This is a genomic window from Sphingopyxis sp. LK2115 (genome assembly GCF_014595975.1).
Taxonomy (GTDB): domain Bacteria; phylum Pseudomonadota; class Alphaproteobacteria; order Sphingomonadales; family Sphingomonadaceae; genus Sphingopyxis.
Map to the genome: position 1 here is coordinate 87,387 of NZ_JABWGQ010000036.1, position 16,693 is coordinate 104,079.

Consider the following 16,693-nt stretch of genomic DNA (forward strand, 5'->3'; position numbering starts at 1 on the left):
ATGGCGATGAGTGTAGGCGACAAGGGCGGCGAAGACGCCCCGATGTCCGAAATCAACACGACCCCGCTCGTGGACATCATGCTCGTGCTTCTCATCATCTTCCTCATCACGGTCCCCGTGGTGTTGGAGACGGTGGAGCTTGAGCTGCCCGACGTGGTCTTTGAACCGACGACGACGAAGCCTGAAAATGTGCTGCTGTCGATCCGCTCGGCCGACACCGATGGCGATGGCCTGCCCAACCCGGAAAGCACGGCATGCGAAGTTTACTGGGGTCAGACCCCGGTCGATTCGCGGCAGTTGCTCGAACGCGGACAGGCGAAGCTGGAAAAGCTGCTCGAAGATATCGGCGGGCCGCAGAACATCACCGAAGAAAACTTCCCCGAAGTGCATATCCGCGGCGACGTCAACACGCCGTACCAGTGCATCGGCGGCGTGATCTACACGATGCAATATGCCGGCTTCCAGAAGATCGGGTTCATTTCGGAACCGGCTCCTGGCTCGGGCACGGTGGGCCGCCTCTAAGGCGTTCCGCCCAGATATGAAGGAATAACCAATGTCCATGTCAGTTGGCGAACGGGACGAGAATGAACCGATGATGGACATGAACACGACGCCGCTTATCGACGTCATGCTCGTGCTTCTCATCATGTTCATCATCACCATCCCGGTCCAGACTCACGCGGTGAAGATCGACCTGCCGGTCCCGACCGACAGTCAGAGCAACGTCGACCCCGAAAAGAACAAGGTGATGATCGACCGTGCGGGGACGATCACCTGGAATGGCACGCCGGTCGATCTGGCGCAGCTTGCGCAATATCTGGAACAGACCAAGGCATTGCCGGTCGAACCCGAACTGCAGGTTCAGCCCGACCCCTATGCCCGCTATATCGTCGTCGACAATGTCATGGCGGTGATCAAGCGCAGCGGCGTCGGCAAGCTCGGCTTTGTCGGCAACGAACAATATGCCCGCGTCTTCTGATTTCTGACATCAGCGCCGCATGGCAAAACGGGGGCCGCGAAGCGATTCGCGGCCCCTTTGCCATGGCGGCTGACCAGGTCGGAAACCGACCGCAAGCGGACGCTGGCCGTTTGGACAATCGCCCCCCCGCAGGTCGAAAGTCGCCCGGCGCCCGCCGGATCGCGGCCGCCCCGTGCGACGATGAAATGCCCTGACCGCAAGCTGCGCGCCACTATGCCCTTGGAAGCTGTTCCAAAAAGCGGCATCGTGGCTGGGGATCGAAACGCGCCGCTACGGCGTTCTGATCCCGACAGGATAGCAGGGAGCAGTCACATGACGATCGGTTCGCAGCACAAACAGTTTCTGGCCCACGGTGGCGCCGTCGCGTGTGCGCTGCTCCTCGCGGGCTGCGCGGGGATGGGCGGCAAGACGCCGACGACGACGCTGCCGCCGCCCGATGCCCATGCCCAGCTTTACGACGCGAGCGGCGCCGACCGCGGCCGCGCCGACATTTATCGCGACGCCAGCGGTCTGCGCATCGAACTGGTTGCGCGCGGTTTCGGGCCCGGCACCTATGGCATGCATGTCCATGCCGTCGGCCAGTGCAGGCCGCCCGATTTCACGAGCGCGGGCGCACACTGGAACCCGACGGGGGTTCAGCACGGCCGCGATAATCCGATGGGTGCACATCATGGCGATCTGCCCAACCTGGTGGTCGAGCCCGACCAGATCGGGCGTGCGACGCTGCGCATGGTCGGTTCACGCTTTGAAGGCGACGGCGGCCTGCTCGACGCCGACGGCGCGGCCTTCGTCATTCACGCCGGTCCCGATGATTACCGGACCGACCCCAGCGGCAACAGCGGCGGGCGCGTCGCGTGCGGCGTGATCGTTGCGGGCGCGCCGACGGTCGGCGGCTGACCGGTCAGCCGTCGCCGCGCGCGGCGGCCGCCCGCTCAACAAGCGTCGCCTCCGCCTCGGGCAGCGCACGATAGGCATAAAGCAGCAGCGCGACGGCGACCGGCGCAACCCCGATCAGCGACAATATGCCGACGCGCAGATTGCCGACCAGCTGGCCGTTCACGATGGTGCCCGTCAGGTCCGATATCTGTCCGACCATATAGGGGCCGAAGGACAGGCCGATCAGCGTCGTGCCAAGGAAGAAGGCCGCGGTCGCGGTGCCGCGCATCTGCGGCAGCACCAGATCCTGCGTCGTCGCCGCTGCCGCGCCGAGCGCGGCGGCGCCAAACAGCCCGGCGAGGAAGTTCATCATATAGAAAAGCGCGGCATTTTCGGTGGTGTAACCGATCCAGATCGGGACGATCGGCGCGACGACGCCGAACAGGATCATCCAGATGCGCCCCGCGGGGTGGCGCGCGCGCAGCGCGTCGGCGACGCGGCCGCCGATGATGACGCCGATGAAGCCGCTGAGCGCGCCATTGGCGCCGAGGATCGAGGCAAGCTGCTGCTTGGGCAGTCCCAGCACGACTTCGGCATAGGGCGCCGACCAGAAAGCGAGCGCATAGGCGGCAAGCGCGACGAGACCATAGCCGAGCGTCGTGCAGATGAACGCGGGCGTGCCCCAGATCAGGCGAAAGGTCGCGGGATCATTGGCGCGCAGCGTGCTCGCCCAAGAAAAGACCGCATAATAGCCGAGCGCGACCGCCGACCATTGTGGCAGATTGCCCGTCAGTTCGATCATCCACCAGGCAAAGGCGGCGAGCGCGGCCGCGACGCCGACGTTGATCGCGAGCGCCGCGGGCCCGCGCTGCCACGCGCCATAGAGGGTGAGCGGCGGCACGATCATTGACAGATCCCTGCCGAACGCGCGGAACGGCGTCGGCGAACTTTGCGTCGGCACGCCGTCCATCGCGCCGCGCACCGGCTCGCGCAGGCTGGCGACCCACAGCGCGAGCAGCAGGCCGGGGATGCCGACCGCCAGGAAGGCCGCCTGCCAGCCGACGAGCCCCAGTGGCCCGCCCGCGGGATAGGCATTGTTCCAGCTTTCGACGATCACCGCGCCGATGAACAGCGACACGCCGCCGCCGAGATAAAGGCCCGACGAATAGATGGCGAGCGCCGTCGCCTTCTGCCTTTTCGGGAAATAGTCGGAGATCAGCGAATAGGCGGTCGGGCTCGCGGTCGCTTCGCCGACGCCGACCCCCATGCGCGCCAGCGTCAGCGTCAGCCGGTCATAGGCGAAGCCCGACGCCGCGGTCATCGCCGACCACAGGGACAGGCCGATCGACAGCAGCTTCACACGGCTCCAATTGTCCGCAAGGCGGCCGAGCGGGATGCCGAACAGCGCGTAAAAGACGGCAAAAGCCGCGCCGCCGAGGAAACCCATGTCCGAATCGCTGAGCTGCAGGTCGGCCTTGATGTCGACGGCGAGGATGCTGATGATCTGCCGGTCGATGAAATTGAGGATATAGACGATCACCAGCACCGACAGCACATACCAGCTATATGCGGTGGCCTTGGGTTCGGTGGGTGCCGATGCACCGGACATGCTGTTTTCGCTCGCGGCATCGGCCATATGGCAACCCTCTCCCTGACCATCTATCTGTTGCGAATCATGGCTAGCAGAGGCGCGCGGCGGTGCAAGTTGAAAGTCGGTTCAACTTTGGCGGAGCAGGAGTGATATGAACAAGGACGGAAGCGCGCCGCCGGCAATCCTGTTTCTGTGCCTCGGCAATATCTGCCGCTCGCCGCTTGGCGAGGGCGCGGCGCGTGCGGCCTTCGCCGCTGCGGGGATCGACGCGCATATCGATTCGGCGGGAACGGGCGACTGGCATGTCGGCCAACCGCCCGATCGCCGGGCACAGGCCGAAGCGCGGCGCCGCGGCATCGACATTTCGGGGCTGCGCGCGCGTCAGCTGGTCCGCGACGATTTTTACCGCTTTGACCTGATTCTTGCCGCCGACGAACGCAATCTGCGCGACGCGCTGGCAATCCGCCCCGACGATGCGACCGCCGAGCTGTGCCTGATGCTCGATCTTGTTCCCGGACGCGCGGGGCAGGGGGTGATAGATCCCTATTATGGCGCGGACGAGGGTTTTGCCGCGACGTGGGAGGATGTGGCGGCGGTCGCGTCGGCGCTCGCCGCGCGCTGGTCGACGAGCGGATAGCGCGCGACGGGGTGATAGCGTGAGCCGCCGTGCCCCATTTCGCTCTCGTAAAGCGTGACATGGCCGAACGGGAAAGCATCGCTCGCGAGGTCGCCGTGCAGCGCGAGGAAAGGCGCGACCGGCCCTGACGCGCGGTTCAGGCGCGCCAGCGTGATATGCGGCACAAAGGCGCGTGTTTCGGCCGCGATGCCGACGCGCGCCAGGCATTGTTCGACCTTGCGGTGCAGCGCCGCCAGCGCGGCTTCAGGGGTGACGCGGGCCCAGACCATGTGCGGCCACCCCTGCCGTTCGAACAGGTTGACGCCCGCGATTCGCGCGGTGACTGGCGGCGCGTGGAGCGCACCCAGCGCCGCGGCGATGTCTTCGGCCATGTGGCGGTCGACCTCGCCGATGAAGCGCAGCGTCAGGTGAAGCTGCTCGTCGCTTTGCCAGCGCGCCCCCGCAATGCCGTGCATCGCGCGCAGCAAAAGCGCGCGGACCGGCGGTGGCGGTCGCAACGCGACGAACAGGCGGTGCGTCGACATGGTATGAGCATAGGGCGTGTCGCCGCTTGCCGCGAGTCCCGCGTCGCTGCCTTTCTGTCCGGTTTCGCTTGAATCGGACAGGGAAAGTCCCGATATTGCGGTCACGGCCGGTATGGGCTGGCCGGTGATGGAGATGAAAAATGGCGAATTGGAACGACCCCAAGTTGGCGGCTTCCGGTTTTGGCGCCGGCGCGAACGCAATGGACCAGGCCGTCGATGCCGGTCTGCGGTCGTACATGCTGTCGGTTTACAACTATATGGCATCGGGCGTGCTGCTTACGGGCATCGTCGCTTTGCTGGCCTTTCAGTCGGGCTTTACCGCGTCGCTGATCGGCAGCCCGCTGATGTGGGTGGTGATGCTGGCGCCCCTGGCTTTCGTGCTGGTGCTGAGCTTTGGCATCAACAAGCTGTCGACGCCGGCGGCGCAGGCGATCTTCTGGGTCTATGCCGCGGTGATGGGCCTGTCGATGTCGACGATCTTTCTGGCCTTTACCGCCACGTCGATCGCGACGACCTTCTTTGCGACTGCGGCGGCCTTTCTCGGTCTCAGCCTCTACGGCTATACGACCAAGAAGGATCTGTCGGGTTTCGGCACCTTCCTGATCATGGGCGTCGTCGGCATCCTGGTTGCGATGCTGATCAACTTCTTCGTGCAGTCGAGCGCGCTCAGCCTTGCGATCAGCGTCATTGGCGTGCTGATCTTCGCCGGCCTGACCGCCTATGACACGCAGAAGATCAAGAGCATGTATTTCTATGTTCGCGGGACCGATTTTGTCGGCAAGTCGGTCGTGATGGGCGCACTGTCGCTCTATCTCGACTTCGTCAACATGTTCACCTTCCTGCTCAACCTTCTGGGCAGCCGCGAATAAGCGGACCGACATAGGCATGTTTGGGAAGCCCGGCGGAGCGATTCGCCGGGCTTCTTCGTTCATGGATTTACGGCTTTGAGCGGCCGGGCGGCGGTGCGACCGACTGCCGCTCGATCAGGGTCGAGGGCAGGACATTATCGTCCTCGTCCAGCTTTGCCGCGGGGCCGAGGAAATCGGGAACCAGGATCTGCGAGGCGCGCACGCCCATTTCGCGGATCGGCCAGCGCACCGTGCTGAGCGCAGGCCAGATATGCGTTGCGGTCGGACTGTCGTCGAAGCCGATGATCGACAGTTCGGCGGGCACCTTGATCCCCTTGCCGTGCGCGACGCTCAGCACTCCTGCCGCCATTTCGTCGTTCGAACAGAAGATGGCGGTCGGCGGATCGGCGCGCGCAAGCAGCGCCTCGCCCGCCTCGATCCCCGCCGTGTAGCGGTAGTTGCCCGGCGCGTTGAGTTCGCCGGGCAGCGTGAGTCCTGCCTCGGCGAGCGCTTCGAGAAAGCCTTTTTCGCGCTCGGCCGCCGAACGGAAACCCACCGGGCCGCGGACGAAACCGATGCGGCGATGGCCAAGCGCGATCAAGCCGCGCACCGCCTCTGCCACCACCTCGCGATCGTTTGACGAGACGCAATGTCTGGCGTCGTCGAGCGGCGCCGAACCGATGCGCACATAGCGCACGCCCAGATCCTCGCAAAGCCCGGCCAGCTCGTCATTCTCGGAAATGGGCGGCAACAGCATCGCGCCGATCGGCCGCTGTTTTTCCAGGAAGGTGCGCACATCGTCGAGCAATTTGTCCGACCCGCGGTCGACCGGGCGGACGAGCAGCGCAAGATCGCTGTCCTTGATCGCGTCGAGCACCCCGCGCTGGAAATTGAGCACCGTCTGCGCGTTCGGATTGTCGTGGAGCAGCGCGATGAGGAAGTTGCGGCGAAAGGCAAGCGCGCGCGCCTGCGGATTGGGGACGAAGCCCAGTTGCTCGATCGCCTTTTCGACCGCGGCGCGCGTCTTGTCGGTCAGGAACTGTGACCGGTTGATCACCCGGCTCACCGTTTTTTTTGATACGCCCGCCAGCGCCGCGACGTCGTTGATCGTCGGCTGCCTGCCCCCCGGTCCCCTGGTCTGTGCCGCCATATACGCTTGTTCCTCCGCGGGTGGTTCTGGCTTCTGGCCCGCCGTTCCCGCCGTGTGATGGGCGTTCGCCGCGCCAAAATCAACCATCGCAGGGCGCGCGCGCTGATAACTGATACCGGTGTCCGGTCCGCAACGCCGTTATCGGGCCGTGCCGGATATTGACACCGGTTACCGAAACGGGTAGCCTGTCTGGAAAGCAGCAAAGGAACCGGACATGAAGATCGCGCTGATCACCGAGAACAGCCAGGCCGCCAAGAACGGCATCATCCACGAAGCGCTGGCCGCGGTCGCCGAGCCGCTGGGGCATCAGGTTTTCAACTATGGCATGTACTCGGCCGACGACAAGGCGTCGCTGACCTATGTTATGAACGGCCTGCTTGCGGGTATCCTGCTCAATTCGAAGGCCGCCGATTTCGTCGTCACCGGCTGCGGAACGGGCATGGGTTCGATGCTCGCCTGCAACGCGATGCCCGGCGTGTTCTGCGGGCTGGTGATCGATCCGACCGATGCCTTTCTGTTCGGTCAGATCAACGACGGCAACGCCATTTCGATGCCCTATGCCAAGGGGTTCGGCTGGGCCGCCGAACTCAACCTCCGGGATGTTTATGCCAAGCTGTTCGACGGCGAACGCGGCCTTGGCTATCCCAAGGAGCGCGCCGAAATCATGCGGACGAATCGCGGCATTTTGAAGAAACTGAAGGCGGCGTCGTGCCACGACATGCTGACAGTGCTGCAGACTGTCGATCAGGATCTGTTGCGTGCGGCGATCGCGGGGGAGAAATTCGCCGAATATTTCTATGCCAATTCGCAGGACGAGGCGATCAGCGCCTATCTGAAGAGCCTGTCGGCGGAGCCGGCGCTCGCCTGACATGACGCAATTATTCGATCTTTCGGGCAAGGTCGCGCTGGTTACCGGCGCCAATACGGGCATCGGGCAGGGGATTGCGCTCGCGCTCGGCCAGGCGGGCGCCGACGTCGCCGCGGCGGGCCGCTCGCCTGCCGATGAAACCGTTGGAAAGCTGCGCGCGCTCGGCCGCAAGGGGGAGAATTTCGCCGCCGACCTGTCGCGCGTCGCGGCGGTGCAGCCGCTCGTCGATGCCGTGCTCGCCGAGTTCGGGCGCATCGACATCCTCGTCAACAATGCCGGGATCATCCGCCGCGCCGATGCGGTGGATTTCACCGAGGAAGACTGGGACGCGGTGATGGATACCAATTTGAAGACGCTGTTCTTTCTCTGCCAGAGCGTCGGGCGGCACATGATTGCGCGCGGGTCGGGCAAGATCATCAACATCGCCTCGATGCTGACCTTTCAGGGCGGCATTCGCGTGCCGAGTTACACCGCGTCGAAATCGGGGGTCGGCGGACTCACCAAGCTGCTGGCCAACGAATGGGCGGCAAAGGGGATCAACGTCAACGCGATCGCCCCCGGCTATATAGCGACGAACAACACTGCCGCGCTGCAATCGGATGAGACGCGTAACCGGCAGATCATGGAGCGCATTCCGGCGGGCCGCTGGGGCGACCCCGCCGATATCGGTGGGGCCGCGGTGTTCCTGGCGTCGCGCGCGTCGGACTATGTGCAGGGCCATATCCTCGCCGTCGACGGCGGCTGGCTGGCTCGGTAGAAATATTTTCAAAGGACCGTTCGTGCCGAGCTTGTCGAAGCACTGTTCTTCCTTTGGCGCTAAAGAAAAGAACAGCCCTTCGACAGGCTCAGGGCGAAGGGAGTAGGGATGGCGCAAGGCAAGCTGGTCTTTTTCGGCGAACTGCTGATCCGCCTCAACGCGCCGGGCAACGAACTGCTGATGCAGTCGCCCAAGCTCGCGCTCCACGTCGGCGGGGCCGAAGCCAATGTGGCGATCGGACTTGCGCATCTTGGCCACGCCTGCGCGATGGTGTCGCGGGTTCCGGATAATGCGCTGGGTCGCGGCGCGGTGGCGGCGGTGCGCGGCGCGGGCGTCGATTGCACCGCCGTCACGACCGCGCCGGGGCGCATGGGGCTTTATTTCCTCAGCGTCGGGGCGGGGCTGCGCGCGTCGGAAATCGTCTATGACCGGGCGGGATCGAGCTTTGCCGCGAGCGGCGCGGACGATTATGACTGGGAAGGGCTGCTGAAGGGCGCAGCGCTCCTCCATCTGTCAGGCATCACCCCTGCCCTCGGCCGGCGCTCGGCCGAAGCGGCGCTCGCGGCGGCGCGTATGGCGAAGCGGCTGGGCGTGCCTGTCAGCTTCGACGGCAATTACCGCGCGATGTTGTGGGATGCGTGGGACAGCGACCCGCGCGCCGTGCTCACCGAACTGATCGGCAGCGCCGACATATTGTTCGGCAACCACCGCGACCTGTCGCTGGTGCTGGGGCGGACGTTCAGCGGCGAGGGTGCGGACCGGCGGCGCGAGGCGGCAGAGGCGGGTTTTGCCGCCTTTCCCGATCTGAAACTGATCGCCTCGACCGCGCGCCACACCGTCACTGCCGACCACCACCGCATCGCGGCGCGCGTCGATCTTCGCGGTGGCTGTCACCAGACCGACGAGGTCGACGTCACGGGGATCGTCGACCGCATCGGCGCGGGCGATGCCTTTGCCGCGGGGGTGCTTCACGCGCATCTGGGCGGGGGCACCGTCGAAGCGATGGCGGCGAGCGGCCTCGCGCTCACCTGCCTCAAACATTCGCTTCCCGGCGATGCGAGCCGTTTCGCGCAAGTCGACATCGACGCTTTTCATGGCGGCACACTCGATGTCCGGCGCTGAGCTGACCCGCCGCGCGCTGCTCGCGGCAGGCGCCGCCGCCATGCTGGCGCCGCCGCTTTTCGCGCGAACGGGGGGAGGCGTCCGCACCTTCAAAGCCATTCGCTACGCGACGGCCAAGCGCTTCGAGGCGCCGGTGTCATTGCCTGATAATCGCACCGCGCTGGGCGACTTCGGCCCCGCCTGTCCGCAGCGCGGCGATCGCTATGCGCCGCAGTCCGAAGACTGCCTGTTCCTCAACGTCTGGACGCCCGCGACGGCAGGCGATGCCAGACGTCCGGTGATGGTCTATTTCCACGGTGGAGCCTATTCGACCGGCAGCGTCACCGATCCCATCCATGACGGCACGGCGCTGGCGGCGCGCGGCGATGTCGTGGTGGTGACGGTGAATCACCGGCTGAACGCGCTCGGCTATCTGTATCTCGCGCGCCTCGATCCGCGCTTTCCCGACAGCGGTAACGCGGGGCAGCTTGATCTGATCGCGGCGCTGCAATGGGTTCAGCGCAATATCGCGGCCTTTGGCGGCGATCCCGGCAATGTCACGGTCTTTGGCCAGTCGGGCGGCGGCGCAAAGATTGCGACCTTGATGGCGATGCCGGCGGCGAAGGGCCTGTTCCACAAGGCGATCACGATGAGCGGCCAGCAGGTCACGGCATCGGGCCCGCTCAACGCGACCAAACGCGCCAAGGCGTTTCTTGCAAGGCTCGGCGAGGGGGTGGATCCCGCGACCGTGCCGGTCGAGCAACTGATCGCTGCTCTGGATGCGGCCGACCCCATCCTTGGCGGCGGGGTCTATATGGGTCCCGTGCTCGACATGACACATCTGACGCGCCACCCCTTCTGGCCCGACGCAGCGCCGCAGTCGCTCGACATCCCGATGATGCTCGGCAACACGGTGCTGGAAACGCGCGCCTTTTATGCGCCCGACGGCAACCAGCTCGCGGGACTGAGTTTCGGCAATCTGGCAGAGCGCATCGCGCCCGAGATCAAGGTGGACGCGCATCCCGAATGGGTGGTGGCACAGTTTCGCGCGCGCTATCCCGCTGCCCCGCCGCTCGAACTGTTCCACCGCATCGTCACCGCGGGCCGCAGCTGGCGCGGACAGGTCGAGGAGGCCGAGGCGCGCGCGCGCGCCGGGGCGCCGGCGTTCGTCTATCAGCTCGATTTCGAGGAGGCGAAGCACACCGACGACATCGGTTTCGCCTTCGGCACCACTCCCGATGCCAGTCCGGCGCAGCGGGCGATGAGCGACCGGATGATGGACGCCTTCGTCCGCTTTGCGCGCACGGGCGATCCGGGCTGGCCCGCCTATGATCTGCGTCGGCGGCAGACGATGATCTTCGACGCCGACAGCCGCGTTGAAAGCGATCCGCGCCGGTGGGAGCGCGAACTGTTCGCGCGCGTGCCCTATATCCAGCCGGGAAGTTGAGAGCAGGCCGTATCGTCCATCCACCATCCCGGCCTTCGCCGGGATGACGATTTGATCAGACGATCCCGTGCGAGCCGAGCCATCTCCACAGCAGATCGGGCCAGATCGCGACGGGCAGCCCCGCGCTTTTCATCAGTCCGAAGCCATGGCCCCCGCGCTCGAAGAAATGCGCTTCGCATCGCGCATGGATGGCGCGCGCCGCGTCGCGCAGGCGGACGCTGTTGTCGATCCTGACGACATCATCGTCCTCGGCATGGACCAGCCACAGCGGCGGCTGGTCGGCGCGGACATTGCGTTCGGGCGAGTAGAGCGCCTCGCGCGCCGCACCGGGGTTCGCGCCGATCAGCTTTTCGCGGCTCACCGCATGGGCGATCGCGGGGTCCATCGACACCACCGGATAGATGGCGGCGACCGCATCGGGCCGCGCGGGCAGCGCATCGGCGGCGTCGACCGGGGCATAGACCCGGGCATCAAAGCGCGTGAGCAGACTCGTCGCGACCTGCCCGCCCGCCGAAAAGCCGCCGAAGGCGACGCGCCCGGGGTCGATGTCGTCGGCGCCCGCGCGGCTGCGCACCAGCCGCACCGCGCGCTGTGCGTCGGCGAGCGGGACATCGGCTCCGTTCGTCCAGCCGTCGCCGGGCAGGCGATAGAAAAGAACGTAAACGGTGACGCCGCGTTCCTTCAGCCAGCGCGCCAGCTCATAACCTTCCTTGTCGATCACGACATAACGATAGCCGCCGCCAGGGGCGAGTATGACCGCGGCGCCATTGGGCCTGGCAGGGCGGAAGATGTCGAGCCGCGGGCATGTGATGCCCTCGATCATCCGGTCGCTGGCGTCCGGGTCGTCGCTGCGCTGGACAACGCGCTCGATCAGGCCGGGCGGTGGGACGACATGGCCGTGGGGCCACAGCGGCACTTTTGCGTCGGGAACCACCGTTGCGGGCCGCGTCCATGCGGCGCGGGCGGCGGCGCTGGCGAAGGGCAGGACGAGGCTGGCGGTCAGCAGCGCGCGGCGACCGACCGTCATTGTCCGGTCGCCTGATTGGGATAGGCGATGATGAGCACCAGCGGTTCGCTTCCGGTCTGACGAATCCCCACCCTGGCGCCCTTGTAGAGCCACGCCGCCATGCCGGTCCTGAGCGCCCGTTCCTCTCCATCCGAATGGACGATGCCGGTTCCGGATACGACATAATAAATCTCGTCATGGTCGATGGGATGGATGCCGATCGCCGCACCGACGTGCAGCGCGCGCTTGCGAAACTCGAAGCTGCGCGGCGCGGGCACGGCGTCGCTGATCCGCCACGCGGTCGACATGCCGATTTGCCCGTGCGGCGGCGCTTCCTCGCGCACCGTCGCGGCTTCGTCGATCACGACCATCGCGGGAGCGGCGCCGACGCCGGCCAACAATATCGCGAGCAGTGCGCTCATGGCGCGTCTCCGCGCGAGGCGCGGTCGCGTGCCGACAGATGTTCCTGCGGCATCGGCGCGGTCTGCCCCGGATAGCGACCCGATCGGGGCTCCATCGTCGCGAGATCCCACTCGGCGTCGACAAAGGGCGCGCGCACCGGCGGCTTGACCGCGGGATAGGCGCTCACTTGTTTCTCGTCGTCGATGATCGCGCCGCGCCCTTCGGCCACGAAGAAAATTATGCGGAGCTCTTCGGCATCGCGCGCCCACGGCCGCGCGCCCACGGTCGCGAGCACCGACGTCTCGACGTCGCGCGTCGGCAGGATATGGTAACCCTCGACCGGCGCGAGCGGCGCCTTTGCGCGGATCAGCGCGGCGCGCGTCTCGCCATAGCGGCCGAATTCGGGCAGCGGCCGGCCGTGGCGATCGACCGCCAGATTGTCCTTGCCATAATAGTCGAGGTCGCCGTCGCCGCCAAGCATCAGAAAGGGCAAGCCGTCGTCGGTGTCGTTGCCGCCGCGCATCACATTGCCGATCGCGGTGATCTGTCCCGTGACATAGTCGCGCCCGGTCCATTCGAGGTTCATCAGATTGTAATGCACCGCGCGATGTTTGGGGTTGTAGATCAGATTGTTGACCATCAGCACCTGCGCGCCGCCCTTTACCAGCGGCGCGCGCTCGACATTATGCGCCCAGACATTGCGGTAAAAGACGATGCCGGTGGCATTGTCGTGGATCAGCGACCCCTTGCTGTGCTCGCCCTTGGGGTGGCTCGCATCGGCAAGCCCCTCGGCGGCGAGATTGTTCGAGAAGGTGATGTTGCGGCTCGTGCCCGCTCGCCATTCCTCGACGCTCTCGCCGGTGAAGCGCGGGCCCGACGCCGACATATTTTCGTCGATCGCCCACAGGAAGGTGCAATGATCGACGATGACATTGCGCGCGGCGACGGTTGAAAAGGCGTCGGTTTCCCACCCGCTGCGCTTCGGCTGACCATCGACGCCGGTATAGACGCGCAGGTGGCGCAGGATGACGTCGTGCGTCTTCACGTCGATGCCGGTGCGGATCAGCGTGATGCCGGGACCGGGGGCGGTTTGCCCCGCGATCGTCAGATAGGGATGTTTGATCTCGATGGGCCGACGCCCCATGTCGATCACGCCGCCGACCTCGAACACGATGATGCGCGGTCCCGGCGTGTCGATCGCGGCCTTCAGCGACCCCGGCCCGTCGGCGGCCAGCGTGGTGACGCGCAGGATCTTGCCGCCGCGCCCGCCGGGGGTTTCGGCGGCCGGTCCGACCGCGCCGGGGAAGGCGCGCGCCGCCGCTTCGGCTGCAGCAAGCGGCGCACAGGGCAGCGCTAAGGTCAGAAAAAGCGCGGCTATCCACGGGGTCGGGCGCATAATTCTCTCCCTCATTCTTTGGGTCTTGACAGGGCGTCGCCTATCCTTCAATCTTTCTGACACCGGTTACCCCAATCGGTCAACGAGAAAATGTTTCCAAAGGAGAGGCTTTGATCGGGGCGGCGGCGACGACGCGCGCACCCTTATCGCTCTCTGACAATCAACAGACAGGGTGGCGCGCCGCGTCATTTTGTCGAACGAAGTAACCGGTGTCATTCCTTGTGCGAGCGAGGATGCGGGGCGATTAAGGGAGGATGAAAATGTCGATTCAAGCAATGCGGAGCGTTCGCACTTTGACCCGGCTGGCGTGCGGAGCCTCGCTTGCCGTGCTGGCGGCGTCGCCCGCCTGGGCGCAGGAAGCCGCCACCGGCGAAGACGCGGTTGCGAGCGAAGACGAGATCATCGTCACCGGCTTTCGCGCCTCGCTCGACAAGGCGCTCGACGTAAAGCGCGAATCGGTTGCGGCGGTCGATGCGATCGTTGCCGAAGACATCGCCAAATTCCCGGACCAGAACCTTGCCGAATCGCTTCAGCGCATTCCCGGGATCACGATCCAGCGCGACGGCGGCGAAGGCCGTGCGATCACGGTGCGCGGGCTTGGTTCGCAATTCACCCGCGTTCGCGTCAACGGGCTCGAAACCGTCGCCACATCGACCGACGGCGCGTCGGCGAATCGCGACCGCGCCTTCGACTTCAATGTTTTTGCGTCCGAACTCTTTACCTCCATCGTTGTCCACAAGACCGCCTCCGCCGAACTCGACGAAGGCTCGCTCGGCGCCGTCGTCGACCTCAACACGGGCAATCCGCTCGGCGGCCGTTCGGGCTTCTCTGGCGCGCTGTCGGCGCAGGGCAGCTATAACGACCTGTCGGACAAGGTCGGTCCGCGCATTGCCGGGCTGCTCAGCTGGGTGAATGATGCGGGCACCTTCGGCGTTTCGGTCTCGGCCGCCTATTCGGATCAGAAGACGCTGGAACTTGGCAACAACACGGTTCGCTGGGCGCAGGCGCGTTTCGATTCGGTCGATGGCACGCCTTGCTTCACCACCGCCAATTCGGGCGGCACCTATGTGCCGAGCGCCGCTTGCAACGAAGTCGCGCTGGCGTTCCATCCGCGCATTCCGCGCTACGGCGAAATCGCCCACGACAAGCAGCGGCTGGGCCTGACCGGATCGGTGCAATTTGCACCGACCGATGCGACCAAGATTTCGCTCGACGCGCTCTATTCGAAGTTCAAGCATGAACGCCGCGAGCAATGGGCCGAAGTGCTGCTGCGCAGCAACGAGCGCTCGATCAACGTCAGCGATTACGAGATCGACGCGAACAACAACCTGATTTCGGCAACGCTCGACGATGCCTGGGTGCGCACCGAACATTATCTGCGCAAGGCCGAAACCGAATTCTATCAGATCGGCGGCAGCTGGGACCAGGACGTCGGGGACAGCTTCCGCTTCACCCTGCTCGGTGGTTTCTCGAAGTCGACCGCGTCGATCCCGCTCGAAACGACGATCGTTTTCGACGATCGCGACGCGCAGGATTATCGCTATGACTATAGCGACATGGGCCGCCCGCTGCTCAGCTTCGGCACCAGCGTCACCGATCCGGCCAATTTCCAGCTCGCCGAGATCCGCGACCGCCCGTCGGAGGTCGAAAACAAGTTCCGCACCGTCCAGCTGCGCACCGAATGGGACGTCAGCGAGGATTTCACCGTCAAGGCGGGGGGCGTCTATCGCCGCTTCGACTTCGCGAGCGTCGCCTTCACGCGCGATACGGTGGTGTGCGGCAATGGCGGCGTCGATCGTGTGCTTGGCACAATCACCTGTTCGCCGTCGAGCGCGTTCGGCCCGTCGGCCGTCTATGGCTTTGCCGTAACTCCGGCGCTTTCGCAGCTGTTCCGGCTGGGCAAGGCAGGGCAGCCGGCGGGGACGACGACCGAATGGCTGGTGCCCAATCTCGACGCCGCGACCGATTTCACCGGTCTGTACAATCGCACCCCGGCGCTTGACGCGGGCAATAACCGCTCGGTGCGCGAAGAGGTGAAGGGCGCTTATCTGCAATTCGATGCAAAGGGCGAACTCGGCGGGCTGCGCTATGCGCTCAACGCCGGGGTGCGTTATGTCCATACCGACCAGACGTCGAGCGGTCTTTCCAGCGGCACGGCCGTGACGGTCGAGCGCGGCTACGAGGATTGGCTGCCGTCGGTGAACCTTGCGCTGTTCCCGCACGACGACATCATCATCCGCGCGGCGGTGGCCGATGTGATGACGCGCCCGACGCTTGGCAATCTGACCCCCGGCGGAACGGTCGACGGGTTCAACTATCGCATCAATTACGGCAACCCCTTCCTCGACCCGTTCCGTGCGACGGCCTATGACATTGCGTTCGAATGGTATTTCGCGCCGCAGTCGATCTTTTCGGTCGCGCTGTTCAAAAAGGATGTCGCGAGCTTCCCGGTGTCGACGACGTCGAGCGGCACCTTTGCCTCGACCGGACTGCCACTGTCGGTCATCCCGCCGAGCAGCCCCGCCGCGATCAATCCGGAAGGGCAGCTGTGGACGATCAATTCGATCGGCAACGGCGAAGGCGCGAGCCTCAAGGGCGTCGAGGTGTCGCTGCAGGCGCCGTTCAGGTTCCTGCCGGGCTTCCTGTCCAATTTCGGCGGGATCGTGAACGCCACCTTTGTCGATTCCGATGCCGACTATAGCGTCAGCGGCCCGGCGATCGTCCCCGGCGGCGCCCTTCAGGGCACCACCCGCACCAGCACATTGTTCGGCCTGTCGAAGCGCGCATTCAACGGCACGCTCTACTATGACGACGGCAAGTTCAGCGCACGCGGATCGATCAGCTACCGCAGCCGCTATGTCGACGCCAACAGTGGCACCGGCAATATCTTCGAGGGCTATGGTTCGACGATCAACGTCGATGCGTCGATGCGCTATGCGATCACCGACAATATCGAGATTTCGGTCGAAGGGATCAATCTGACCGACGAATATCGGTATCGTTTCACCGATTTCGATGCCGACCGCAATTATGAGAACAACCACTTCGGCCGCACCTTCCTCTTCGGTGCGCGCGTCAAGATCTGACGTTAAATGGTCGTCCCGGAAAAGG

General features: G+C 65.2%; 16 protein-coding genes. 10 read left to right on the plus strand and 6 right to left on the minus strand.

Going from position 1 to position 16,693, the window contains the following annotated elements; translation table 11 throughout:
• The 3 genes from HUW43_RS06145 (at nt 1) to HUW43_RS06155 (ending at nt 1,876) form a co-directional block, all read left to right on the plus strand.
• Nucleotides 1-522, plus strand: a complete 522-nt coding sequence (locus HUW43_RS06145; protein ID WP_011541116.1) for an ExbD/TolR family protein — start codon at nt 1-3, stop codon at nt 520-522.
• Between the two features lie 31 nt (nt 523-553).
• Nucleotides 554-979, plus strand: coding sequence for an ExbD/TolR family protein (locus tag HUW43_RS06150; RefSeq protein WP_188236553.1), 426 nt, complete (start codon nt 554-556; stop codon nt 977-979).
• A gap of 312 nt (nt 980-1,291) precedes the next feature.
• Nucleotides 1,292-1,876, plus strand: a complete 585-nt coding sequence (locus tag HUW43_RS06155) for a superoxide dismutase family protein (RefSeq protein WP_223181325.1) — start codon at nt 1,292-1,294, stop codon at nt 1,874-1,876.
• Nucleotides 1,877-1,880: 4 nt separating this feature from the next.
• On the opposite strand, the gene HUW43_RS06160 is transcribed toward HUW43_RS06155, so the two are convergent.
• Nucleotides 1,881-3,491: a spinster family MFS transporter gene (locus tag HUW43_RS06160; protein ID WP_188236554.1), complete on the minus strand. Its 1,611-nt coding sequence runs from the start codon at nt 3,489-3,491 to the stop codon at nt 1,881-1,883.
• A gap of 106 nt (nt 3,492-3,597) precedes the next feature.
• Between HUW43_RS06160 and HUW43_RS06165 the strand changes: the two genes are divergently transcribed.
• On the plus strand, nt 3,598-4,083 hold the full coding sequence (locus HUW43_RS06165; protein ID WP_188236555.1) for a low molecular weight protein-tyrosine-phosphatase: 486 nt from the start codon (nt 3,598-3,600) through the stop codon (nt 4,081-4,083).
• On the opposite strand, the gene thpR is transcribed toward HUW43_RS06165, so the two are convergent.
• A complete protein-coding gene (thpR, locus tag HUW43_RS06170) occupies nt 3,993-4,607 on the minus strand; it encodes an RNA 2',3'-cyclic phosphodiesterase (RefSeq protein WP_188236606.1) in 615 nt (204 codons plus the stop codon). The two genes, HUW43_RS06165 and thpR, sit on opposite strands and share 91 nt — an antisense overlap.
• Nucleotides 4,608-4,747: 140 nt before the next feature.
• On the opposite strand from thpR, the gene HUW43_RS06175 reads away from it, so the two are divergent.
• Nucleotides 4,748-5,476: a Bax inhibitor-1/YccA family protein gene (locus tag HUW43_RS06175; protein WP_188236556.1), complete on the plus strand. Its 729-nt coding sequence runs from the start codon at nt 4,748-4,750 to the stop codon at nt 5,474-5,476.
• A gap of 67 nt (nt 5,477-5,543) precedes the next feature.
• Here the strand turns inward: HUW43_RS06175 and HUW43_RS06180 are convergent, their stop codons facing one another.
• On the minus strand, nt 5,544-6,605 hold the full coding sequence (locus tag HUW43_RS06180) for a LacI family DNA-binding transcriptional regulator (protein ID WP_188236557.1): 1,062 nt from the start codon (nt 6,603-6,605) through the stop codon (nt 5,544-5,546).
• Between the two features lie 214 nt (nt 6,606-6,819).
• On the opposite strand from HUW43_RS06180, the gene HUW43_RS06185 reads away from it, so the two are divergent.
• The 4 genes from HUW43_RS06185 (at nt 6,820) to HUW43_RS06200 (ending at nt 10,778) form a co-directional block, all read left to right on the plus strand.
• The gene (locus HUW43_RS06185) at nt 6,820-7,473 is read left to right on the plus strand and encodes an RpiB/LacA/LacB family sugar-phosphate isomerase (protein WP_188236558.1); all 654 of its coding nucleotides are present in this window, start codon (nt 6,820-6,822) and stop codon (nt 7,471-7,473) included.
• Nucleotide 7,474: 1 nt separating this feature from the next.
• Nucleotides 7,475-8,230 carry a 2-dehydro-3-deoxy-D-gluconate 5-dehydrogenase KduD gene (gene kduD, locus HUW43_RS06190; protein ID WP_188236559.1) on the plus strand — a complete coding sequence of 252 codons (756 nt, stop codon included), beginning with the start codon at nt 7,475-7,477 and terminating at the stop codon, nt 8,228-8,230.
• 108 nt (nt 8,231-8,338) lie between these two features.
• Nucleotides 8,339-9,352: a sugar kinase gene (locus HUW43_RS06195; protein ID WP_188236560.1), complete on the plus strand. Its 1,014-nt coding sequence runs from the start codon at nt 8,339-8,341 to the stop codon at nt 9,350-9,352.
• Nucleotides 9,339-10,778, plus strand: a complete 1,440-nt coding sequence (locus tag HUW43_RS06200) for a carboxylesterase/lipase family protein (RefSeq protein WP_188236561.1) — start codon at nt 9,339-9,341, stop codon at nt 10,776-10,778. Before HUW43_RS06195 ends, HUW43_RS06200 begins: the two co-directional genes overlap by 14 nt.
• Nucleotides 10,779-10,833: 55 nt before the next feature.
• Here HUW43_RS06200 and HUW43_RS06205 read toward each other — a convergent pair whose 3' ends face one another.
• From HUW43_RS06205 to HUW43_RS06215, 3 genes are read right to left on the minus strand one after another with little or no spacing between them, the layout of a single operon-like run.
• The gene (locus HUW43_RS06205) at nt 10,834-11,805 is read right to left on the minus strand and encodes an alpha/beta hydrolase (RefSeq protein WP_188236562.1); all 972 of its coding nucleotides are present in this window, start codon (nt 11,803-11,805) and stop codon (nt 10,834-10,836) included.
• Entirely contained in the window at nt 11,802-12,206 is a 405-nt protein-coding gene (locus HUW43_RS06210; protein ID WP_188236563.1) for a cupin domain-containing protein, read from the minus strand. Before HUW43_RS06210 ends, HUW43_RS06205 begins: the two co-directional genes overlap by 4 nt.
• Nucleotides 12,203-13,582, minus strand: a complete 1,380-nt coding sequence (locus HUW43_RS06215; protein ID WP_188236564.1) for a polysaccharide lyase family 1 protein — start codon at nt 13,580-13,582, stop codon at nt 12,203-12,205. The genes HUW43_RS06210 and HUW43_RS06215 overlap by 4 nt, the downstream gene beginning before the upstream one ends.
• Nucleotides 13,583-13,836: 254 nt before the next feature.
• Here HUW43_RS06215 and HUW43_RS06220 point away from each other — a divergent pair, with 254 nt between their 5' ends.
• Nucleotides 13,837-16,668 carry a TonB-dependent receptor gene (locus HUW43_RS06220; protein ID WP_188236565.1) on the plus strand — a complete coding sequence of 944 codons (2,832 nt, stop codon included), beginning with the start codon at nt 13,837-13,839 and terminating at the stop codon, nt 16,666-16,668.
• The last annotated feature ends 25 nt before the right edge of the window (nt 16,669-16,693 follow it).